At 73.0% G+C, this 21,696-nt stretch carries 20 protein-coding genes and 1 pseudogene; 7 read left to right on the top strand and 14 right to left on the bottom strand.

Translation table 11 applies throughout. The features are described from left to right. Window positions 1-7: 7 nt before the first annotated feature. Window positions 8-628, bottom strand: a complete 621-nt coding sequence (locus tag GHR20_RS28820) for a TetR/AcrR family transcriptional regulator (protein ID WP_153814817.1) — start codon at window positions 626-628, stop codon at window positions 8-10. A gap of 103 nt (window positions 629-731) precedes the next feature. On the opposite strand from GHR20_RS28820, the gene GHR20_RS28815 reads away from it, so the two are divergent. Continuing rightward, window positions 732-2,264 carry an FAD-dependent monooxygenase gene (locus GHR20_RS28815; RefSeq protein ID WP_243878147.1) on the top strand — a complete coding sequence of 511 codons (1,533 nt, stop codon included), beginning with the start codon at window positions 732-734 and terminating at the stop codon, window positions 2,262-2,264. A 44-nt stretch (window positions 2,265-2,308) separates the two neighbouring features. On the opposite strand, the gene GHR20_RS28810 is transcribed toward GHR20_RS28815, so the two are convergent. Genes GHR20_RS28810 through GHR20_RS28800 form a run of 3 tightly spaced genes read right to left on the bottom strand, consistent with a single transcriptional unit; the run spans window position 2,309 to window position 5,866 of the window. Beyond that, a complete protein-coding gene (locus tag GHR20_RS28810) occupies window positions 2,309-3,091 on the bottom strand; it encodes a 3-oxoacyl-ACP reductase (RefSeq protein WP_111585236.1) in 783 nt (260 codons plus the stop codon). Continuing rightward, window positions 3,088-4,461, bottom strand: a complete 1,374-nt coding sequence (locus GHR20_RS28805; protein ID WP_153814816.1) for an aldehyde dehydrogenase family protein — start codon at window positions 4,459-4,461, stop codon at window positions 3,088-3,090. The genes GHR20_RS28810 and GHR20_RS28805 overlap by 4 nt, the downstream gene beginning before the upstream one ends. A gap of 46 nt (window positions 4,462-4,507) precedes the next feature. After that, window positions 4,508-5,866 carry a glutamine synthetase family protein gene (locus GHR20_RS28800; protein WP_148027603.1) on the bottom strand — a complete coding sequence of 453 codons (1,359 nt, stop codon included), beginning with the start codon at window positions 5,864-5,866 and terminating at the stop codon, window positions 4,508-4,510. Between the two features lie 95 nt (window positions 5,867-5,961). Here GHR20_RS28800 and GHR20_RS28795 point away from each other — a divergent pair, with 95 nt between their 5' ends. Continuing rightward, window positions 5,962-6,699: an FCD domain-containing protein gene (locus GHR20_RS28795; protein WP_153814815.1), complete on the top strand. Its 738-nt coding sequence runs from the start codon at window positions 5,962-5,964 to the stop codon at window positions 6,697-6,699. A 47-nt stretch (window positions 6,700-6,746) separates the two neighbouring features. After that, window positions 6,747-7,433 carry a gamma-glutamyl-gamma-aminobutyrate hydrolase family protein gene (locus GHR20_RS28790; protein ID WP_153814814.1) on the top strand — a complete coding sequence of 229 codons (687 nt, stop codon included), beginning with the start codon at window positions 6,747-6,749 and terminating at the stop codon, window positions 7,431-7,433. Window positions 7,434-7,605: 172 nt separating this feature from the next. On the opposite strand, the gene GHR20_RS28780 is transcribed toward GHR20_RS28790, so the two are convergent. Continuing rightward, window positions 7,606-8,538, bottom strand: coding sequence for a LysR family transcriptional regulator (locus GHR20_RS28780; RefSeq protein WP_153814812.1), 933 nt, complete (start codon window positions 8,536-8,538; stop codon window positions 7,606-7,608). A gap of 71 nt (window positions 8,539-8,609) precedes the next feature. On the opposite strand from GHR20_RS28780, the gene GHR20_RS28775 reads away from it, so the two are divergent. Continuing rightward, window positions 8,610-9,779, top strand: coding sequence for a TDT family transporter (locus GHR20_RS28775; RefSeq protein ID WP_153814811.1), 1,170 nt, complete (start codon window positions 8,610-8,612; stop codon window positions 9,777-9,779). On the opposite strand, the gene GHR20_RS28770 is transcribed toward GHR20_RS28775, so the two are convergent. The 4 genes from GHR20_RS28770 to GHR20_RS28755 all read right to left on the bottom strand — a co-directional run bounded on the left by GHR20_RS28770 (window position 9,691) and on the right by GHR20_RS28755 (window position 14,236). Then, window positions 9,691-10,413: a helical backbone metal receptor gene (locus tag GHR20_RS28770; RefSeq protein ID WP_153814810.1), complete on the bottom strand. Its 723-nt coding sequence runs from the start codon at window positions 10,411-10,413 to the stop codon at window positions 9,691-9,693. The two genes, GHR20_RS28775 and GHR20_RS28770, sit on opposite strands and share 89 nt — an antisense overlap. Continuing rightward, the gene (locus GHR20_RS28765) at window positions 10,410-10,982 is read right to left on the bottom strand and encodes a helix-turn-helix domain-containing protein (protein ID WP_111585228.1); all 573 of its coding nucleotides are present in this window, start codon (window positions 10,980-10,982) and stop codon (window positions 10,410-10,412) included. Before GHR20_RS28765 ends, GHR20_RS28770 begins: the two co-directional genes overlap by 4 nt. 373 nt (window positions 10,983-11,355) lie before the next feature. Further along, the gene (locus GHR20_RS28760) at window positions 11,356-13,158 is read right to left on the bottom strand and encodes an ABC transporter permease/substrate binding protein (RefSeq protein WP_153814809.1); all 1,803 of its coding nucleotides are present in this window, start codon (window positions 13,156-13,158) and stop codon (window positions 11,356-11,358) included. Beyond that, window positions 13,151-14,236 (bottom strand): betaine/proline/choline family ABC transporter ATP-binding protein, encoded by a 1,086-nt coding sequence (locus tag GHR20_RS28755; protein ID WP_111585226.1) that lies wholly within the window; start codon window positions 14,234-14,236, stop codon window positions 13,151-13,153. The genes GHR20_RS28760 and GHR20_RS28755 overlap by 8 nt, the downstream gene beginning before the upstream one ends. A 246-nt stretch (window positions 14,237-14,482) precedes the next feature. On the opposite strand from GHR20_RS28755, the gene GHR20_RS28750 reads away from it, so the two are divergent. Both GHR20_RS28750 and GHR20_RS28745 read left to right on the top strand, forming a co-directional pair. After that, a complete protein-coding gene (locus GHR20_RS28750; RefSeq protein WP_243878411.1) occupies window positions 14,483-15,412 on the top strand; it encodes a 5'-3' exonuclease in 930 nt (309 codons plus the stop codon). 132 nt (window positions 15,413-15,544) lie between these two features. Further along, the gene (locus GHR20_RS28745; RefSeq protein WP_153814806.1) at window positions 15,545-16,423 is read left to right on the top strand and encodes a siderophore-interacting protein; all 879 of its coding nucleotides are present in this window, start codon (window positions 15,545-15,547) and stop codon (window positions 16,421-16,423) included. Between the two features lie 27 nt (window positions 16,424-16,450). Here GHR20_RS28745 and GHR20_RS28740 read toward each other — a convergent pair. Together GHR20_RS28740 and GHR20_RS28735 are read right to left on the bottom strand one after the other, a co-directional pair. Next, window positions 16,451-17,382: pseudogene (locus GHR20_RS28740) on the bottom strand (5'-nucleotidase). 56 nt (window positions 17,383-17,438) lie between these two features. After that, on the bottom strand, window positions 17,439-18,020 hold the full coding sequence (locus GHR20_RS28735; protein ID WP_153814805.1) for a GNAT family N-acetyltransferase: 582 nt from the start codon (window positions 18,018-18,020) through the stop codon (window positions 17,439-17,441). Between the two features lie 47 nt (window positions 18,021-18,067). Between GHR20_RS28735 and GHR20_RS28730 the strand changes: the two genes are divergently transcribed. Further along, a complete protein-coding gene (locus tag GHR20_RS28730; protein ID WP_153814804.1) occupies window positions 18,068-19,015 on the top strand; it encodes an RluA family pseudouridine synthase in 948 nt (315 codons plus the stop codon). A 10-nt stretch (window positions 19,016-19,025) separates the two neighbouring features. Here the strand turns inward: GHR20_RS28730 and GHR20_RS28725 are convergent, their stop codons facing one another. Genes GHR20_RS28725 through GHR20_RS28715 form a run of 3 tightly spaced genes read right to left on the bottom strand, consistent with a single transcriptional unit; the run spans window position 19,026 to window position 21,567 of the window. Next, window positions 19,026-20,525, bottom strand: coding sequence for a cytochrome P450 (locus GHR20_RS28725; RefSeq protein WP_153814803.1), 1,500 nt, complete (start codon window positions 20,523-20,525; stop codon window positions 19,026-19,028). Window positions 20,526-20,564: 39 nt separating this feature from the next. Then, window positions 20,565-21,185 (bottom strand): ATP/GTP-binding protein, encoded by a 621-nt coding sequence (locus tag GHR20_RS28720; protein WP_111585221.1) that lies wholly within the window; start codon window positions 21,183-21,185, stop codon window positions 20,565-20,567. After that, window positions 21,166-21,567 (bottom strand): DUF742 domain-containing protein, encoded by a 402-nt coding sequence (locus GHR20_RS28715; RefSeq protein WP_243878146.1) that lies wholly within the window; start codon window positions 21,565-21,567, stop codon window positions 21,166-21,168. The genes GHR20_RS28720 and GHR20_RS28715 overlap by 20 nt, the downstream gene beginning before the upstream one ends. Window positions 21,568-21,696: the final 129 nt, after the last annotated feature.

Here is a 21,696-nt window from a genome sequence, read left to right as displayed (position 1 = left end):
CGTCGCGTCATGCGCCGCTGTCCGGACCGGGGCGGGAGGGGCGGACGAGGGGCAGGAAGATCGTGTCGACGATCTCCTCGATGCCTTCGTCCGGCATCGCCTGGAAGGTCATGAAGGCGTGGTGGCGCAGGAGGTCCACCGGCAGGGACCGGATGCGCGGGGTCAGCCGGCCGGGGTCGAGTTCGCCGCGCCCGGCGGCCGCGTCGAGGATCCGGTCGAGTACCGGTTCCTGCCCCTTGAGCAGCACATCGCGCAGCTCGGAGAGGGTCTCGCCGGTCTCCTGGTAGTAGCCGCCGAGCTGGACGCCCAGGACCACCGCGAAGTCCAGACGGGAGTCGTTGACCTCGCGCAGGAAGGCGACGAGGTCGCCGCGCAGGCTTCCGGTGTCCGGCATCGGGGTGCGCCGGGTCATGCCGGCGTGCGTGATGGTGGCGCGCAGCAAGTCGTTGCGGGTCGCCCACCGGCGGGCGATGACCGGTCGGCTGGTGGCGGCCCGGGCGGCCACGGCTTCGAGGGTGAAGCCGGCGTAACCGTGTTCCCGCAGCACCGCCCATGCCGCGGCGAGCAGGGCCTTCTCCAACTCCGCGCCGCGCCGGCGCTGGACCGGCCGATTCTCTTTAGGATGCACTTGCGCATCTTAACAGCCGCGCCTAGTCTCGGTCTCAGAAGATGCGGCACCGCATCTAATAAGTCGTTCGATGCCCTGCATCGGCACTTCGGGGAGGCTCGACATGAACGAGCACGGCGTGTTCCAGACCGATGTCCTGATCGTCGGAGCCGGCCCCGTGGGCCTCACGCTCGCCTGCGATCTCGCCCGACGCGGCGTCGGCTGCGAGATCGTCGAGCGGGAGGCGACCGCCGGCCGCGGGTCCAAGGCCAAGACGATCCAGCCCCGCTCCCTGGAGGTGCTCGACGACCTCGGCGCCGTCGAGCACATCGTGCGCCATGGCGTCGCCGGTCTGCCGCTGCGCTTCCACGACTCGGACGGCAGCGTCGTGGACCGGCCCTCGATCACCCTCCGCGCCAGGAGTTCCTTCCGGACGCCCTATCCCGACCCGCTCTGGATCGGTCAGTTCGACGTCGAGCACGCGCTGCGCGAACGGCTGCGCCGACTGGGCGGTTCGGTGACGCACCGGACGGAGGCGGTCGACCTCGTGCAGGACCAGGACGGGGTCACCACCACCCTCCGCACACCGGACGGCGTCCGTACGGTGCGGGCCCGATACGTCGTGGCGACCGACGGCGGCAAGAGCACGGTCCGCGGGCTGCTCGGTCTCCATCTGGAGGGGGAGACCCGCGAGACGGAGCGCTGGTACATCGGCGATGTCACCGTCGACGGCCTGGCCCGCGACCATATGCACGTGTGGACCTCCGGCGACGGGATGCTCGTCCTCACGCCGCTGCCCCACAGCGACCTGTGGCAGCTGCAAGCCCCCGTCCCGGCGGGCACGCAGCCGGGCACCCCGACCCGCGAGCTCTACCAGCGGCTGCTGGACGAGCGGAACGCCGGGGTCACGCTGACGAGCGCGACCTGGCTCTCGGTCTACCGCGTCAACATCCGCATGCTGGACGACTACCGCAGCGCACGGGTCCTGTTCGCGGGCGACGCGGCGCATGTGCACACGCCCGCCGGCGGCCAGGGCATGAACACCGGCATCCAGGACGCCTACAACCTCGGCTGGAAGCTGGGCGCGGTCGTCCGCGGCGCGCACCCCGACCTGCTGGACACCTATTCCGCCGAACGGGCGCCCGTCGCGCGGACGGTGCTCGCGCTGAGCACGCACAAGCTGGACCGGACGACCCTGCGCCTCGGCGACGACTCCGAGCTGCTGGGCACGGCCCTCGGAGAGCTCGCCGACGACGCCGTGACGACCGGCCTCAGCATCCGCTACGGCAGCCGCCGTGACGACCGCACCGAGGGGCCGGTCGCCGGAGACCGGGCACCGAACGCCACCGGGCTGCGCGGCCCTGGTTTCTCCGGCGACCTGTTCGACCTCACCCGCGGCCCGCAGTGGACCCTGATCGCCTACGGCAACGACGACCCGGCCCTCACCGACCGCGCCGACGCCGCCACCCTGCACGTGCACAGGATCGACACCGCCGGCGGGATTCTCGACGGCGCCGGCGAATACCGCCGGATCTACGCGCCGAGCCCGGGCGAGCTCATCCTCATCCGCCCGGACGGCCACATCGCCGCCCGCGTCCCCCACGACCGCTCAGCCGACCTCTTCGACGCCCTTCCCGCCGTCGCGCCGGTTCGCTGAGCGCCTCGGCGGACCTCCGCGCACGACGCTCCGGGGGAAACGGCCTAGACGGGCGTGACGTACGCGCCCGCGATGCCCCCGTCCACCAGGAAGTCGGTGGCGTTGACGAAGGAGGAGTCGTCGCTGGCCAGGAAGGCGACCGCGGCGGCGATCTCCTCGGCCTCGGCGAACCGGCCCACCGGGATGTGCACGAGCCGGCGGGCGGCCCGCTCCGGGTCCTTCGCGAACAGCTCCTGGAGCAGCGGGGTGTTGACGGGCCCGGGGCACAGCGCGTTGACCCGGATGCCCTCCCGCGCGAACTGCACGCCCAGTTCCCGGGACATGGCGAGGACGCCGCCCTTGGAGGCCGTGTACGAGATCTGGGAGGTGGCCGCGCCCATCCGGGCCACGAAGGACGCCGTGTTGATGATGGAGCCCTTGCCCTGGCGGCGCATGTAGGGGATCGCGGCCTTGCAGCACAGGTAGACGGAGGTGAGGTTGACCTCCTGGACACGCTTCCACGCCTCCAGGCCGGTCTCCAGGATGGAATCGTCGTCGGGCGGGGAGATACCGGCGTTGTTGAAGGCCACGTCCACGCTGCCGTAGGTGTCGTACGCCGTCTTGAACAGCGCCTCGACCTGCTCGGGGTCGGTGACGTCGACCTGGACGAAGAGCCCGCCCACCTCCTCGGCGGCGGCCTTGCCGCGGACCTCGTCCACGTCCGCGCAGACGACATGGGCGCCCTCGGCGGCGAGGCGGCGGGCGGTGGCGAGGCCGATGCCGCTGCCGGCTCCGGTCACGACGGCGGTACGGCCGACCAGGCGGCGGCAAACACTGTTGTCGGTCACTGTACGGGGCCCTCCGTGCTGATGAAGACGTTCTTGGTTTCGGTGAAGGCGGTCAGGGCGTCGGGGCCGAGCTCCCGGCCGAGGCCGGACTGCTTATAGCCGCCGAACGGGGTCCAGTAGCGGACGCTGGAGTGGGAGTTGACGGACAGGTTGCCCGCGCGCACGCCCCCGGAGACGCGCAGGGCGCGGCCGAGGTCGCGGGTCCACACGGAGCCGGACAGCCCGTAAGGGGTGTCGTTGGCGAGGCGGATCGCGTCCCGCTCGTCGGTGAAGGGGAGCAGGACGGCCACGGGCCCGAAGATCTCCTCGCGGGCGGCCGGGCTGTCGTGCCGCTCCCCCACGAGGACGGTCGGCGGGAACCAGAAGCCGGGTCCGTCGGGCGCGCTGCCGCGCAGGGCGGGGGCGCCGTCGGGGACGTACGACCGTACGCGCTCCCGCTGGGCCGCCGAGATCAGCGGGCCCATCTGGGTCTTCTCGTCGGCCGGGTCGCCCACGACGACGGCGGCGAGCGCGTCGGCGAGGAAGTCGCGGGCCTCGTCCAGGGCCGCCTCCTGGACGAGGACGCGGGTGCGGGCACAGCAGTCCTGCCCGGCGTTGTCCAGGAAGGAGAACGGGTCGAGGGCGGTCTTCAGGTCGGCGTCGGCGAAGACGACGTTCGGGCTCTTGCCGCCGAGTTCCAGGGTGACCGGTTTGACCAGCCGGGCGCAGCGCTCCATGATCTCGCGGCCGGTGCGGGTGGACCCGGTGAACACGATCTTGGCCACGTCCGGGTGGTCCACCAGGGCGCGTCCGGCGATGTGGCCGTGGCCCGGCAGCACCTGGAAGAGATGCTCGGGCAGACCCGCCGTCAGGGCGAGTTCGGCCAGGCGCAGGGCGGTGAGCGGGGTGGTCTCGGCGGGCTTGAGGACGACGGCGCTGCCCGCGGCGAGCGCCGGGAAGGAGCCCCAGGCGGCGATCGGCATGGGGAAGTTCCAGGGGGCGATCACGCCGACCACGCCCAGGGGTTCCTGGAAGGTGACGTTCCAGCCGCCGGGGACCGGGATCTGCCTGCCGAGCAGGCGCTCGATCCCGCCGGCCGCGTACTCCAGCAGATCGCGGGCGTTGCCGGCCTCCCAGCGGGCGTTGCCGAGGGTGTGCCCGGCCTCGCGGACCTCCAGGCGGGCGAGTTCCTCCAGGTGGGCGTCGACGGTGTCGGCGAAGCGGCGCAGCAGCCGGGCCCGGTCGGCGGGGGCCAGCGCGGCCCACCCGCTCTGGGCGCGGACGGCCCGTACGACGGCGGCGTCGACGTCCTCGGCGGTGGCGGCGGGGACGGTGGCGAGGACCTCTTCCGTGGCGGGGTTGAGGACCTTCAACTCGTCGGAGTCGGACACGGATCGACCTTTCACGGGCGGGCGGACCGGGGGGACGCGGGCGTGCTCACAGGCGTTCGAAGGAGCGGCGCAGCTCCCAGTCGGTGACGGCGGCGTCGAAGGCGTCCAGCTCGACGCGGGCCATGTTGCGGTAGTGGGCCACCACCTCGTCGCCGAAGGCGGCCCGGGCGATCGGGCTGTTCTCCCACAGCTCGGCGGCCTCGCGCAGGGAGGTCGGGACGTGTGCGAAGCCCGCGGTGTAGGCGTTGCCGGCGCAGGGCTCGGGGAGTTCGAGCTGGTGCTCGATGCCGTACAGGCCGGCGGCGACCAGTCCGGCGACGGCGAGGTAGGGGTTGACGTCGCCGCCCGGGAGGCGGTTCTCGAAGCGGGTGGAGGGGCCGTGGCCGACCACGCGCAGGGCGCAGGTGCGGTTGTCGTGGCCCCAGGCGACGGCGGTGGGGGCGAAGGAGCCGGGCTGGAACCGCTTGTAGGAGTTGATGTTGGGGGCGTAGAGCAGGGAGAAGTCGCGCAGGGCGGCGAGCTGTCCGGCGAGGAAGTGCCGCATCACCTCGGACATCCCGTCGGGGCCCGCCATGGCGTTGGCGCCGTCGGCGTCGGTGAGCGAGAGGTGGATGTGGCAGGAGTTGCCCTCGCGCTCGTTGTACTTCGCCATGAAGGTGATCGAGACGCCCTCCTGGGCGGCGATCTCCTTGGCGCCGGTCTTGTACAGGGCGTGCTGGTCGCAGGTGGTGAGCGCCTCGTCGTAGCGGAAGACGATCTCGTGCTGCCCGGGATTGCACTCGCCCTTGGCGGACTCGACGGTGAGCCCGGCGCCCGCCATGTCGTTGCGCAGCCGGCGCAGCAGCGGCTCGATGCGGCCGGTGCCGAGGATGGAGTAGTCGATGTTGTACTGGTTGGCCGGGGTCAGCCCCCGGTATCCCGCGTCCCACGCCTGCTCGTAACTGTCCTTGAAGACGATGAACTCCAGCTCGGTGCCGACCTGGGCGGTGTAGCCGAGTTCGGCGAGCCGGTCGAGCTGGCGGCGCAGGATCTGGCGCGGGGCGGCGGTGACCGGGGCGCCGTCGTTCCAGGCGAGGTCGGCGACGAGCAGGGCGGTGCCGGGGTGCCAGGGGATGCGGCGCAGGGTGGCGGGGTCGGGGCGCATGGCGAAGTCGCCGTAGCCGCGCTCCCAGGAGGACATCGCGTAGCCGTCGACCGTGTTCATCTCGGTGTCGACGGCGAGCAGGTAGTTGCAGCCCTCGGTGCCGTGTTCCAGTACCTCCTCGAGGAAGAACCGGGCGGCGAACCGCTTGCCCTGGAGGCGCCCTTGCATATCGGGGAACGCCAGGACGACAGTGTCGATCTCACCGCTCTCCACGCGGGCACGGAGTTCGTCGACGGGGAGCGGGGCTGTGCGGTCTGCCACGGAAAAGCCTCCTTGGGCGCCTTCGCGCTTCTTCGGCCGGGCCGGGAGCCATAAGGTATTGCTCAGAACCATTGCTTGGGAAGGGGGTACGGCGGATGTCGTCTCATACGGAGTGGCACGGGGTGGGTGACCACCTCGCTCCGGTGCTGCGGCCGGTGCGGGCGGGCAACGGCTTCGAGGAGGCCCTGGAGCAGATCCTCCAGGTGGTACGGCTCGGCCTGGTGCCGGGCGGCGAACGGCTGCCGGCGGAGCGGGAGCTGGCGGAGCGGCTGGGGATCAGCCGGGTGACGCTGCGCGAGGTGCTGAAGGTGCTCCAGGACCAGGGCCTGGTGGAGGCGCGGCGCGGGCGGTACGGCGGAACGTTCGTGCTGCCCCGCGCGGACGCCGGCGGCGAGGACGAGCTGCGGCGGCGGATCGCGGCGGTCGACGTGGAGGACGTGCTGCGCTTCCGCGAGGTGCTGGAGGTGGGCGCGGCCGGGCTGTGCGCGGCGCACGGGCTGAGCCGCGAGCAGGCCGAGCGGCTGCGGGAGGCGCTGGCCGGGACGCACGAGGCGCCGCTGGCCGACTACCGCCGCCTGGACACGCTGCTGCATCTGACCCTGGCCGAGCTGTGCGGCTCCCCCTCGCTGACCGCGCAGTACGCGGCGGTGCGGGCGCAGGTCAACGAGCTGCTGGACTGCATCCCGCTGCTGGTGCGCAATCTGGAGCACTCCCAGCGACAGCACACCGCACTGGTGGAGGCGGTGCTCGACGGGGACGCCGACGGCGCGCGGGAGATGATGCGGGAGCACTGCGCGGGCACGGCGGCGCTGCTGCGGGGCTTCCTGACGTAAGCGGATTCTGCAAAGGTATTCCTGTATACCTTTTTGGGGAGGCTGGCGTGGGCGGACGACCGCTGATCGGTGTGAGCACGTACCTGGAGGCCGGGACGCGCTGGGGGGTCTGGGAGCTGGAGGCCGCGCTGCTGCCCGCCGCGTATCCCCGGCTGGTCCAGCGGGCCGGGGGCCTCGTCTGCATGCTGCCGCCCGACGACCCCTCGCTGGCCGCGGCGGCGGTCGCCCGGCTGGACGGCCTGGTCGTCGCGGGCGGCCCGGACGTGGACCCGGCCCGCTACGGCGCCGAGCGCGACCCCCGCACCGGCCCGCCGGCCCCGGCCCGCGACGCCTGGGAACTCGCCCTGATCCACGCGGCGCTGGACGCGGGCACGCCGCTGCTGGGCATCTGCCGGGGCATGCAGCTGCTGAACGTGGCGCTCGGCGGGACGCTGGTCCAGCACCTGGCGGGGCACGCGGAGGTGGTGGGCGTCTTCGGCATGCACCCGGTGAAGCCGGTACCGGGCACGCGGTACGCCGCCCTCGCCCCCGAGGGGGTGTCGGTCCCCACGTACCACCACCAGTCGCTGTCCCGCCTCGGCCGTGACCTCGTGCCGTCGGCGTACGCGGAGGACGGCACGGTGGAGGCGGTGGAGCTACCGGCGGACCGGGGGTGGGTGGTCGGTGTGCAGTGGCATCCGGAGATGGGGGAGGATCTGCGGGTGATGGAGGGGTTGGTGCGGGCGGCGGGTTGATGCGTCCGCGCCGCAGGGGCCGGGGGGACCGCGGTGCCGTCGGCTTCCGGGGCGCCGCCCCCGTCGCTGCGGGCAGTCGTGCCGCTGGGGCGGCACGGGTGGGCGCTGGGGGTACCCCCTCTGGGGGAGGCACCCCGTCAGCGCGGGCAAGCGTCCCCACCCCCGCCCCGGCTCACGCCCGCGTCAGGGCCAGCAGATCCCGCGCCGGGCCCGTCGGCCGGTGCCCCTTCGGCCACACCGCCCGCAGATCGCGCCGTAGCGACACCCCCTCCACCGGCACCGCCACCAACCGTCGCAGGGCCAGTTCCTCCCGCACCGCCAGCTCGCTGAGCACCGACGGTCCCGCCCCGCTCACCGCCGACGCCTTCACCGCCGTGGTGGAGGACAGCTCGATCAGCGGACGGGCGAGCCCCCCGAGCGCCGCGTCCAGCACCTGCCGCGTCCCCGACCCCCGCTCCCGCAGGATCAGCGGCGTCTCCCCCAGCTCCTGGGGCGAGAGCGGCCGCCGGCGGCGGGCCCAGGGGTGGCCCGGCGCCGTCACCACGATCAGCCGGTCGTGCCCGATCACCACCGCGTCGAGACCCGCCGGCACGGAGAGCCCCTCCACGAACCCCAGGTCCGCCTCCCCCGACAGCAGCAGCTCCGCCACCCTCGCCGAGTTCCCGGCCAGCAGCGACACCGCCGTGTCCGGACGCTCCGCGTGCAGCGCGAGCAGCCAGCCCGGCAGCAGGTACTCGGCGATGGTCATGCTCGCCGCCACCCGCAGCCGCGAGTCCCGCCGGTCCCGCAGCGCCCGCGCCCCCGCGTCGAACGCCGCCGCCGCCTCCACCACCCGCCGCGCCCAGTCCGTCACCAGCACCCCCGCGTCGGTGAGCCGGGACCCCCGCGGGGAGCGGTCCACCAGGGCGACCCCCAGCTGCCGTTCCATCGACCGGACCCGGCTGCTCGCCGCCGGCTGCGTGATCCCGACCTCCCGCGCGGCAGCGCCGAGGCTCCCCAGCCGCGCCACCGCGAGCAGCAGTTCCAACGCCGCCAGATCCGGCACCCGGTGCGCCAACGACCCCGCGCCCTCGCGCCGCCCTGCGGACCCCTCCACCTCGCTCATAAGACCAGCTTATGCCCTCATAGAGACGAACTCCCTGGTCAGGGACGATTCCCCCGGGCACCGTGGATGCCATGGTCACCGTCGCCCAATCCCTCCCCGCCACCCGCGCGCCCCGCGCCGCCCGGGTCCGCCATCTCGGCCCGAACTGGTACGCCTCCGTCATGGGCACCGCCGCCGTCGGCACGGCCGGCACCGCGCTGCCGGTGGGCCTTCCGGCCGGCCTGCACACCCTCCTGGCGGCGGTCTGGGCACTGTCCCTGCTGATGCTGGTGACTCTGCTCGCGGCCCGCACCCTGCACTGGGTCCACCATCGCGACCAGGCCCGCGCCCATCTCCTCGACCCGGCGATGGCCCCGTTCTACGGCTGCCTCGCCATGGCCCTGCTGGCCGTCGGCGGCGGCGCGCTGACCGCGGGCCGCGACTGGCTCGGCACCGGGGCGGCCGTCGCCCTGGACACCGTGCTGTACACGGCGGGCACGGCGATCGGGCTGGTGGCGGCCGTGGCCGTGCCGTACCTGATGTCCGTACGGCATCGCATCGAGCCCTCCCACGCCTCCCCGGTGTGGCTGCTGCCGCTGGTGGCGCCGATGGTGTCGGCCGCGCTCGGCCCGCTGCTGGTGCCGCATCTGCCGCCGGGCCAGCCCCGCGCGACCCTGCTGCTGGCCTGTCTCGCGATGTTCGGACTGAGCCTGTTCGCCACCGTGCTGATGCTGCCGCTGGTCCTCGGCCGGCTGATCACCTCGGGCCCGCTGCCGCTCGCGCTCACCCCGACCCTGTTCCTGGTCCTCGGCCCGCTCGGGCAGTCCACCACCGCCCTCGGCTCGATCGCGAACGCCGCGCCGGGCGTCGTACCGGCCGCCTACGCGCACGGTCTCGCCGTGTTCTCCGTGCTCTACGGCGTGCCCGTGACGGGCTTCGCGCTGATGTGGCTGGCGCTGTCCCTGGCCCATCTGGTGCGGGCCCGCCGCCAGGGCATGAGGTTCGCGATGACCTGGTGGGGCACCACCTTCCCGCTGGGCACCTGTGTCACCGGCGCGGCCGCCCTCACCCGGCACACCTCCCTCACCGCGTTCCAGGCGCTGTCCGTCGGGCTGTACGTCCTGCTCCTCGCGGCCTGGCTCGCGGCGGCGTCCGGCACGGTGCGCGGACTGCTCAGCGGCGAGCTGCTCGCAGGGCCTCGCCCAGCGTCCGGGGCGCCCACGCCAGAGACGGGCCGTACCACGTCAGATCGCGCCCGCTGACCAGCGCGCAGGCCAGGCCCGGGAACGCCTCCGGGCCGTCCTGTGCCGTGAAGCGGTAGGGCTCGTCCGGGAGGACGACCACGTCCGGGGCGGCCGCCCGCAGCTCGTCCAGGGGGATACGGGGGTAGCGCTCCGCATGGTCCGCGTACAGGTGGTCGACGCCGAGGCGGGCCAGCACATCGCCCGCGAAGGTGTCCCGGCCGACGACCATCCAGGGCCGGCGCCAGATCGGTACGACCGCCGTGCGGCGCTCGGCGGGCGCCGGCAGCGCGCGCCAGGCCGCCTCGGCCTCCCGCAGCCAGTTCGGCCGCTCGGGCGCCCCAGAGGCCGCCAGCACCCGCGCCAGCTCCCCGAAGGCGTCCGGCACCGTCCGCACCTCGGTGACCAGCACGTCCAGGCCCGCGGCACGCAGCGCGTCGAGGTCCGGGACGCGGTTCTCCTCCTCGTTGGCGATCACCACATCGGGCGCGAGCTCGACGATGCGCTCCACCTTGGGGTTCTTGGTCCCGCCGATCCGGACGACGTCCAGCTCCCCCGGATGACTGCACCAGTCCGTGGCCCCGACGAGCGCCCCGGGCAGCGTCTCGGCCACGGCCTCGGTGAGCGAGGGGACCAGGGAGACGACGCGCTTCACCGGGTCCGGTCCCGCACGGCCTCGATGTGCTCGGCCACCGCCACCACGACGATCCGGGTGTCCGGCACGGTCGCCCGCCAGCGGTGTCTGACCCCGCCGGTGAGGTACAGCGTGTCGCCGCGGCCGAGGCGGTACGCGCGGCCCTCGGCCTCGATCTCGACGGCGCCGTCGGCGACGTACATCAATTCGTCGTTGCGATGCTGGAACTCGCGGCCCGCGTCGTGGTCGCCGGTGAACTCGGAGGCGTGCAGCTGGTGGTGGCCGCGGACCAGGTTGCGGGTGCGGGGGGCGAAGTCGTCCTCGGCGAGGGGTTCGGCGCGCACCAGGTCGACGGTGGCGGCCGGGTCGGCCGCGGCGAGGAGCTCGACGGCCGTGGTGCGCAGCGCGTCGGCCAGTTTCTCCAGGGAGGTGCTGCTGGGCCGCGCCCGGTCGTTCTCCACCTGGCTGAGGAAGGGGACGGACAGGCCGGTGCGCTCCGCGACGGCCGCGAGGGTCAGCTCCAGGGCGCGCCGGCGCCGCCGGACCGCCGCGCCCACCCGTACGGGCTGCTGCTCTTTGTGGTCGCCCATCGCTCCGGCTCCCTCCCCCGCTCGTCGTGCGTTCCTCGGATGGCTTCACTGCACCCTACGCATGTTCGGCAAACGGTTTCATGCGCGTGTCACATCCCCGTCTCACCGAATACCCCCTACCCTCGCGTTCGCGCCAGGCGCCGGCGGTCCCGGAGAGGTCCCCCGCGGCTTCCTCCCCGGGGATGAATATGCCCACCAGCCAGAGTCATCACGCTGGGTGATTGGCCGGATTCTTCCCGTAGGGGACGCGGGCGCCTCACCCCGGGAACGCCCCGAGGGGCGGACGGCTCCGTACCCCATCGTCGTACGGTGCCGTCCGCCCCTCGGGTGGCGGTCCGGGCCGGTCAGGTCACCCGGCCGCCCGGTCGGCGGGTCATCCCGCGGCCTGTTCGCCGGAGACCGGCGCCCACTTGTCGACCAGGCCGGGGTTCTCGTGCAGCCAGGAGCGGACCGCGTCCTGCTCCTTGCCCTTGCCGGCCCCCTGGATCTTCGCCTCCAGGCCGGTGAGCTGCTTCTCGGTCATGGAGAAGTTCTTCAGCCAGCGGCCGACCTGCGGGTTGTCCTCGGCGAACCCCTTGCGGGACAGGGTGTGCACGCCGTCACCCTTGCCCCAGGCGCCCTTGGGGTCCTGGAGCTTCTTCAGGTCGTAGCTGCTGTAGGCCCAGTGCGGGGACCACAGGGTGACGAGGACCGGCTGCTTGCGGGCGTAGGCGCGCTTGAGCTCGGCGAGCATGGCCGGGGTCGAGCCGTCGATCACCTGGTAGGTGCCGTCCAGGCCGTACTCCTTGAGGACCTTGGTCTTGAGCAGGCCCATCTCGCCGGCGCTGGGCTCGATGCCGACGATCTTCCCGCCGAACTCGGAGGCGTGCGCCTTGAGGTCCGCCAGCGAATCGACGTCCTTCACGTACGAGGGGACGGACAGCTCCAGGGAGGTGGGGCCGTACCACTTGCCGATGTCGTCGAGCTGCTTGCCGTACTTCTTCCAGTACTCGGCGTGCGTGGTGGGCAGCCAGGAGTCGGTCTCGAAGTCGATCTGCCCGGTGGCGAGGCCGGTGTAGAGGGGGCCGGCCGCGTACTGGGTGGTGGTGACCTTGAAGCCGCGCTCCTGGAGGATCTCCTTCCACAGGAACGTGGAGGCGATGCCCTCGTCCCAGGGGATGTAGCCGATCTTGATCTCCTTGCCCTTGCCGACATCGGTGCCGGACGCCTCGGAGGTGGTGCCGCTGGAGCCGAGGACGCCGACGCCGCCCGCCGCGAGCGCGAGGACGACGATCCCGACGACGGCGACGACCGGGCGCGGCCGGTACGACCAGGCGCGCTGCGGTGCCTTGGCGGCGGCGCGGCGGCCGGACGGGGACAGCTGGGTGCCCAGAGCGCCGGTGATGCGGTCCAGGTAGATGGCGAGGACGACGATGCCCACGCCGGCCTCGAAGCCGTAGCCGATGTCGAGCTGCCCGATGGCCTCGTTGACGGCGCCGCCGAGGCCGCCGGTGCCGACCATGCCGGCGATGACGACCATGGACAGGCCCAGCATGATCACCTGGTTGACGCCCGCCATGATGGTCGGCAGGGCGAGCGGCAGCTGGACGCGCCACAGGATGTCGCGCGGGGTGGTGCCGAACGCCTCGGCGGCCTCGACCAGGTCGGCGTCGACCTGGCGGATGCCCAGTTCGGTCATGCGGACGCCGGGGGCGAGGGCGAAGATCAGGGTGGCCACGACACCGGCCGCGGTGCCGAGCCCGAAGAAGAGCATGGCCGGGATCAGCAGGACCATGGAGGGCATCGTCTGGAGCAGGTCCAGGACGGGCCGTACGGCGGCGCCGACCGCCTTGGAGCGGGCCGCCCAGATGCCCAGCGGGATCGAGATCACCAGGGCGATCACGGTGGCCACCAGGACCAGGGCGAGCGTGGACATCGCCTGGTCCCACAGCTGGAGCGAGTCGACCAGGGCGAATCCGGCGAAGGCGAGGACACCGGCGAGCAGTCCGCGCAGCCACCAGGCGAGGACGGCGAGGATGCCGGCCATCAGCAGCGGCGTGGGCGCGCCGAGGACGGCGTCGATGCCGTTGTACATGCCCTCCATGACGGCCTTGATGGCGTCGAAGAGCCAGGAGAGGTGGGCGACCAGCCAGTTCACACCGGAGTCGACCCAGTCGCCGAGGGGCAGCCTAGGCACGGCTGATCACCTTCTTCCCGTCCGTGCCGAAGCCGTCGCAGGCGGTGGGCTCGCCCTGCTCGTCGCCGAGGAAGCCCACCAGGCGCTGCCGGGGCACCACGCCGACGAGGGTGCGGTCGGCGTCGAGGACGGCGACCGGGTGCGCCACCCGGGCGCTGATCGCGCACAGCTCGGTGAACGGGGTCTCGGGCGTCGCCGTCTCGCAGCCGCAGTCGGCCTCGTCGCCGCGCGGCGCGGTGTCCATGACGGCGCCCGCGGTGAGCACCCGGGAGCGGTCGACGTCCTGGATGAAGGACGCCACGTAGTCGTTCTCCGGGCGCAGCAGGATGTCCTCGGCGGTGCCGGTCTGCACGATCCGGCCGTCGCGCATGACGGCGATCCGGTCGCCCAGGCGCATGGCCTCGTTGAGGTCGTGGGTGATGAAGACGATGGTCTTCTTCAGCGTCTTCTGGAGCTCCAGGAGCTGGTCCTGCATGTCGCGGCGGATCAGCGGGTCCAGGGCGCTGAAGGACTCGTCCATGAGCAGCAGGTCGGCGTCGGTGGCCAGGGCGCGGGCGAGGCCGACGCGCTGCTGCATGCCGCCGGACAGCTCGTCGGGCCAGGACGTCTCCCAGCCGGCCAGGCCGCACAGGGCGAGCGCCTCGTCGGCGCGGCGTTCGCGCTCGGCGCGGGGCACGCCCTGCACTTCCAGGCCGTAGGCGGCGTTCTCGCGGACGCTGCGGTGCGGGAACAGCGCGAAGTGCTGGAAGACCATGCTGATCTTCCGGGAGCGCAGTTCGCGCAGGCCGCGGTCGCCCAGCGCGGTCAGCTCCGCGCCGTCGAAGCGCACGCTGCCCGCGGTCGGCTCCAGCAGGCCGTTGAGCATCCGCAGCAGGGTGGACTTGCCGGAGCCCGACAGGCCCATGACGACGAAGATCTCGCCGGCCTCGACCCGGAAGGACGCGTCGATCACGGCGGCCATGGTGCCGTCGGCGCGCAGTTCCTCCCGGTCGGTGCCCTCTCTCAGGCGCTCCACCGCTTCGTCCGGTCGTCTGCCGAACACCTTGAACAGGTGCTCCGCCTCAAGCCTCGCTCGCACGCGAACCTCTTGTCTCGGGAACAGGGGACAGGTGGCGAAGGTCCGTCCGGCCGTCAGCGGGGCGGGGCCCGGGGCCCCGACAGTTGAAAGGCGCACTACTTCGCTCCTGACGGCGCGCCTCCCCAGGTCAAGCAAAGGCAAACTCATTCGTGGCCGGGCTCACCGCGATGCGCAGCACGCAACGCGTTCCCGGACGGAAGGCGCGCGAGAGTGATCCCGGGGTGACTGTCAGTGGCGTACGGCATGATGCGAGACGTGACCGGACGACTGATGCTCCTCGACACCGCCTCGCTGTACTTCCGCGCCTATTTCGGCGTCCCCGACTCCGTGAAGGCGCCGGACGGCACCCCGGTGAACGCCGTGCGCGGACTGCTGGACTTCATCGACCGCCTGGTCAAGGACCACCGGCCCACCCACCTGGTGGCCTGCATGGACGCCGACTGGCGGCCGAAGTGGCGGGTCGACCTGATCCCCACGTACAAGGCGCACCGGGTCGCCGAGGAGCACACCGGCGCGCCGGACGCGGAGGAGGTGCCGGACACCCTCGCCCCGCAGGTTCCCGTCATCGATTCCGTGCTGGACGCGATCGGCATCGCCCGCGTCGGGGTCGCCGGCTACGAGGCGGACGACGTGATCGGCACCTTCACCGCCCGCGCCGCGGGCCCGGTCGACATCGTCACCGGCGACCGCGATCTGTACCAGCTGGTGGACGACGCACGGGGCGTGCGGGTGCTGTACCCGCTCAAGGGCGTGGGCACCCTCCAGCTGACCGACGAGGCGGTGCTGCGCGAGAAATACGGCGTCGACGGACGGGGGTACGCGGACCTGGCGCTGCTGCGCGGCGACCCGAGCGACGGACTGCCGGGCGTGCCCGGGGTCGGCGAGAAGACGGCCGCCAAGCTGCTCGCCGCCTTCGGCGACCTGGCCGGGATCATGGCGGCCGTGGACGACCCGAAGGCGAAGCTCACCCCCGCCCAGCGCCGGCGGCTGGCCGAGGCGCGGCCGTATCTCGCGGTCGCGCCCGAGGTGGTGCGGGTGGCCGGTGACGTCCCGCTGCCGGAGGTGGACACCGCGCTGCCGGGCGCCCCGCGCGATCCGGCGGGCCTGGACGAGCTGGCGGCCCGGTGGGGCCTCGGCGGCTCGCTCCAGCGGCTGCTGACCACGCTGAGCGCGTAGGGCCGCGCGTAAACAAAGCCGTCAGGTGGGCAATTTTCGAGCAAAGCGCGATCGTTGAACCACAAAGGAAGATCGGGCCGACAGGAGAGATGTTAACTTAGGTATACCTAACCCAGTTCGCAGGAGGCCGTGATGGCAGAGCGTCCGGAACGAAAGCCGCGCAAGGTCCACACCGCCCGCGTGGTGCGCACCGAGCGGCTGACCCCGCACATGCAGCGCGTGGTGCTCGGCGGCGACGAACTCGCCGGCTTCGCGGCGGACACCTGCACCGACCACTACGTGAAGCTCCTGTTCGGCCCGCCGGGCGTCACCTACCCGGAGCCCTTCGACCTGGAGCGGATCCGCGCCGAGTTCCCGCGCGAGCAGTGGCCGGTGACCCGGACCTACACCGTGCGCGACTGGGACGCCGAGCACGGCGAGCTGACCCTGGACTTCGTGATCCACGGCGACGAGGGCCTGGCCGGCCCCTGGGCGCTGCGCGTCCAGCCCGGCGAAAGCCTGCGCTTCATGGGCCCCGGCGGCGCCTACGCCCCGGACCCGGACGCCGACTGGCATCTGCTCGTCGGCGACGAGAGCGCGCTGCCCGCCATCGCCCGCGCCCTGGAGACGCTGCCCGCCGGCGCGCGGGCCCACGCCTTCGTGGAGGTCGCCGGGCCCGAGGAGGAGCAGAAGATCGACTCCGCCGCGGAGATCGTCTGGCTGCACCGCGGGGACCGCCCGGTCGGCGCCGCCCTGCTGGAGGCCGTCCGCGCCCTGGAGTTCCCCGAGGGCCGGGTGCACGCCTTCGTGCACGGCGAGGCCGGTTTCGTGAAGGAGCTGCGCAGCATGCTGCGGGTCGACCTGCGGATCCCGCGCGAGGACCTCTCGATCTCCGGCTACTGGCGCCTCGGTCACAACGAGGACGGCTGGCAGGCGTCCAAGCGCGAGTGGAACGCCCGTATCGAGGTGGAGCAGGAGAGCAGCGCGCAGGAGAGCGGCGCGCGGGCGGGCGGCGCCCAGGCCGCCGCCTGAGCACCCGCGGCACGAACCCCCCGGCTCTCAGCGTGCGTTGATCTCGCCGAACGGCACATGCACGCTCGGGGTCGTGCGTGCCGTGCTCTCCAGGTGTGTCACCTGGTCGTCGAAGAAGATGTGCGGGTCCAGCACCTTCATCACGGCGCCCTTGTCTATGCCGCCGAGGAAAAACGCGTCGTTGACCCGCACGCCCCACTGCTTGAGGCTGTTCACGGCCCGCTCGTGCGCCGGGGCGTTGCGCGCGGTCACGATGGAGACATGGACCCGCACCGCGTAGTCCGGGTCCGTCCTGCGCCGTTCCTCCTCCCGGTTCTGGATCCGGTTCACCCCGGCGAGGAAGTCCCGCAGCGGCCCCGCGTCGTGCGGAGTCGCCGCGTTGCGCAGCTCGTGCGCGCGAAATCCCTCCAGCCCCTCGGACTGGTAGACCTGTTCGGCCGCGTCGGTGGCGAGCACCCCGTCGAAGTCGAACGCGATCCGCAGCTCCCGGTCCGCCGCGTCGTCCGGGTACGCCGCCCCCGCACATGCCCCGCGGGCAGCCCCGCCGCGACGGCCTCCCGCACGTCGTCGCCGTTCGCCGACAGGAACAGCGACATGTTCAGCGCCGGCATGAACTTGTACGGGGACCGGCCCTGCATGAACACGGCCCGGCTGATGGCCAGTTCATGGGCCTGTATGGAGCGCATGACCCGCAGCCCGGTGTCGGGGTCGTTGCGGGACAGGATGATGACCTCGACCAGCGGATCGCCCGGCTCCCCGAGGTCGTTGAGCGAGAGCAGCCTGCGGATGAACGCGAACGCCACCCCGGGACGCAGCGTCGCGTCCCGGTTCTCCTCCTGGTAGGCCCGGTACGCCTCCTCGCCCTGCTCCCTGAACACCGCGTCGGACTCGCGCAGATCGAACAGAGCGCTGGAGGCGACACCGACGACGAGCCGGTCCGCGAGGTCATAGGCAGGCATGCGCCCCATCCTCACATCGGCCGGGCGGTCGGCGTCCCCCGGGCGCCCTCACGAGTTCAGTCCCCGCGCACCCGGGCGTGCAGATGCATGTCGTGCCAGCCGTCGAGGTGCAGATACGCCTTGCGCCGGGTGCCCTCGGGGGCGAACCCGGCCTTGGCGGCGACCCGGCAGGACGCCTCGTTGGCGGTGGAGTGCATCAACTCCAGCCGGTGGAAGCCGATCTCCTCGAACGCCCAGCGGGTCAGCGCACCGGCCGACCGGGTCGCCACGTCGCGGCCCCGGGCGTCCGCCACGGTCCAGTAGGCGAGTTCGGCCGAGCCGTCGGCCAGCTCGATCTGCCGCAGCGCGACCCGGCCCAGCAGCCGCCCGGTGCCCTCCGCCACGACCGCCCACTGCGGCTCCCGCTCCCCGGCCCACGCCCGCCGCCACTGCGCGATCCACCCGGCGGCCTCCGCCTCGGACGCGCAGGACCTGCCGTGGAAGCGGTGCATCAGCGGGTCCTGGAAGGCGGCGTACACGGCGGGCGCGTCCCGCTCCCGCCAGGGGCGCAGCACCAGGCCGTCACCGGTCGGGATGACGGGCTGGTCGGTACGGGCGAGGGCGCCGGCGGTCAGCACCGGAGTGGTGAGAAGGGGCATGACCGACATACTGCACCCGTCAGCCCTCCCCTCGTACCCTTGACCAGGTGAGACGCCGTACGCCGCCCCCGCCCGCCCCACTCCCCCAGCGCGACGGGGTCGACCCCGTGCGGGTGCGGCTGCCCGCGGGCGGCGCGTGGGCCACCGTCGGCGAGCACCTGGTGGAGCGGCTCTCCGGTGCCGGGCCCGGGGTGATCGAGGCGATGTTCGCCGCCGGGCGGATCGTGGGCGCCGACGGGCGGCCGGTACCGGCGGACGCGCCGTACCGGCCGGGGATGTTCGTATGGTTCTACCGGGAGCTGCCCGCCGAGGTGCCCGTGCCGTTCCCGCTGCCGGTGGTGTACCGGGACGAGCACATCGTCGTGGCCGACAAGCCGCACTTCCTGGCCACCACCCCGCGCGGCAGCCATGTCACCCAGACCGCGCTCGCCCGGCTCCGCCACGACCTGGGCATCCCGGCGCTCTCGGCCGCCCACCGCCTCGACCGGCTCACCGCCGGCCTGGTGCTGTTCACCGTGCGGCCCGGGGAACGCGGCGCGTACCAGACGCTGTTCGGCGCACGCCGGGTCGCCAAGGAGTACGAGGCCATCGCGCCGTACGACGCGGCGCTCGCCCTGCCCCGGACCGTGCGCAGCCGGATCCTGAAGGAGCGCGGGGTGCAGGCCGCCCGGGAGGTGACGGGCGAGCCCAACGCCGAGACCCTGGTGGAGCTGGCGGAGAAGCGGGGCGGGCTCGGCCGCTACCGGCTGCGCCCGCGCACCGGGCAGACCCACCAGCTGCGGGTGCATCTGAACGCGCTCGGCGTGCCCATCCTCGGCGACCCGCTCTACCCGGAGGTGCTCCCGCCGGTGCCGGCCGGTGACTTCCGCCGCCCCCTGCAACTGCTCGCACGGAGGCTGGAGTTCACCGATCCGGTCACCGGCGCCGCGCACGTCTTCACCAGCGGCCGCACCCTGCTGGCCTGGTCCTCCTACCCCGAGTGGGCGGCGGACTGACCCGGCCCCCTCACTCGCCGCGCCACCAGCGCAGCAGCCGCTGCCAGGGGCCCCGCGCCGGGGCGGTGGCCGGGACCGGCGGCCGGGGTGCGGGCCGGGGCGGCGGTACGGCCGCGGGGAGCGCCGCGCCCTGGGACTCCCGGCGCTGGACGGGCAGCCGCAGATCGGCGGGCAGGCCGGGGTCCCCGTAGGCGCGGGGCGGCATGTCGGTGTCCTGCTGCGGCTTGGGTTCGAACCGGACCGGCAGCGACACCAGGTGCCGGGAGGCGATGGCGGAGCGCCAGCGCAGATCGTCCTCGGCGCAGGCCAGCTGGACGTCCGGCAGCCGGGTCAGCAGGGCGTCGACGCCGACGTCGGCGATGGCGCGCCCGATGTCCTGCCCCGGGCACTCGTGCGGACCGCCGCCGAAGGCGAGGTGGGAGCGGTTGCCCTGCATGCTCGCGGCCAGGTCGGGCCGTACCCGCGGGTCGATGTTGCCCGGCGCGGGCGCGAACAGGATTCCGTCGCCCTTGGTGATGCGCTGCCCGCCCAGCTCGGTGTCCTGCTTGGCGTAGTAGCCGAGGACGGTGCTGAAGGGCGGCTCGTCCCACAGGGACTGCTCGATCGCCTCCGGCACGGTCATCTGCCCGCCGCTGAGCCGGGCCCGGAAGCCGGGCTCGGTCAGGACCATGCGCAGCGCGTTGGCGAGCAGGTTGGCGGTGGCCTCGTAGGCGGCGAACAGCACGAGCCGCAGGTGTTCGCGGACCTCGTCGTCGCTGAGCCCGGCCTCGTGCAGGACGAGGTGGCTGGTGAAGTCGTCCTCGGGCCGGGCGCGGCGGCGCTGGGTGAGCCGGTTCAGCGCGTCCATGACGTAGTCGTGGCTCTGGATGGCGGTCTCGGTGCCCTTGAGGGCGTCCCGGGCGGCCTGCACCATCCGGTCGTTGTACTCCTCGGGCATGCCGAGGATCTCGCACAGCACCGCCATCGGCAGATGCTCGGCGAACTGGGCGACCAGGTCGGCGCGGCCGCGCTCGCAGAACCCGTTGACCAGGTGCTGGGTGTGGCCGCCGATGTGCCGGCGGACGCTGCGGTGGTCGATGGTGGCCATGGCGGAGGTGACCGCGTTGCGCAGCCGCAGATGTTCGTCGCCCTCGGCGTGCGAGCAGATGGGCTGCCAGGCGATGTGCGGCATCAGCGGGTGGTCCTGCTTGACCCGGCCGTCCAGCAGCGGGGCCCAGATCCGGCTGTCGCGGGTGTACTGCGAGGGGCTGCGCACCACCTGGAGGTTCTCGGCGTGCCCGAGCACCACCCACATCGGTACGTCGTCGTGCAGCAGCACGGGGGCGACCGGACCGTACTGTTCGCGCAGCCGTTCGTAGAGGTCGTCCAGATCCTCCGCGCCCGCGCCGTAGAGCCGGTGCAGTCCCCCGGGGCCGAGGCCGTGCGCGGGGCAGCCGGGCGGCGGCCCCGGCAGGGGGTCGGGGGTGCCGGTGGCAAAGGTGGCGGTCGGAGGCTGGTGTTCAGGCGTCACAGTGATCGCTCCGGAACGGAAATAAGGAGTGCGGGTGAGTCAGGTGAGGGCGCCGGAGAGGGCGAGCGAGTGCAGGAACCGCATCAGGGTGAGCAGCACGTCCTTGCTGGAGGCGCGGCGGCGCACATCGCATTCGACGATCGGGATCTCGGGAGTCAGGTCGAGCGCGGTGCGCAGTTCCTCGACGGGGTAACGGGGCGCGTCCGGGAAGGAGTTGACGGCGACCACGAAGGGCACGCCGCGTTCCTCCAGGCGGCCCATGACGTCGAAGCTGACCTCCAGGCGCCGGGTGTCGACGAGCACGACGGCACCGAGCGCGCCCTCGAACAGGCCGTTCCACAGGAACCAGAAGCGCTCCTGGCCCGGGGTGCCGAAGAGGTAGAGCACCAGTTTGTCGGTGATGCTGATCCGGCCGAAGTCCATGGCGACGGTGGTGGCGGTCTTGGACTCGGAGCCGTAGTCGTCGTCGATCCCGATGCCGGCCTGGGTCATGGTCTCCTCGGTGGTCAGCGGTTTGATCTCGCTGACGGAGCCGACCATGGTGGTCTTGCCGACGCCGAAGCCGCCCACGATCACGATCTTCACCGCGGCCTGGGCCGTGTGCGGCAACTGGTCCGCTGCGCGCGGTCCGGGGATCGTGTCAGAGCTTTTGAAGTCCATGCATCACCGCTTCGAGGAGGGAACGGTCGGGGGCCGTGCGGCGGGTGGCCGGCGCGCGCGCCTGCACCAGTTCGGCCGTGATCATCTCCGTGATCAGTACGGTCATCGCGCTGAACGGCAGGGTGAGATACGCCGACAGCTCGGCCAGGGACAGCGGGGCGGCGCACAGGTCGAGCACCGCCGTGTGCTCCGGCGAGGCGCCGGGCGGCGGGGTCCGGCGGGCCACGATCAGGGTCACCAGGTCGAGTTCGGCGCGCCCGCCGTCGGCGGTGCCGGTGACGGCGTAGAGCCGCTCCGGGTTGCGGGGCGGGGGCTGGCCGTCCGGGGTGCCGTGCGCCTGCGGTCCCTCCGGGGCGCCGTGCGGGGACCGGCCGACCGCCACAACGTACGGGGTGCGGCCGTCCGCCGGGCCGTGCGGGACACGGCCGTCCGCCGTATCGGCGTACGGAGGCGGCCGTAACCGCGGCGAGGACGGGGAGGGTGGCGGGGTCGGCGGGTTCGGGCGGCGCCG

The organism is Streptomyces sp. SUK 48, from assembly GCF_009650765.1.
In the GTDB taxonomy this organism is placed as follows: domain Bacteria; phylum Actinomycetota; class Actinomycetes; order Streptomycetales; family Streptomycetaceae; genus Streptomyces.
The sequence above is the reverse complement of the archived record's forward strand: the minus strand, read 5'-3'. Positions and strand labels throughout refer to the sequence as shown.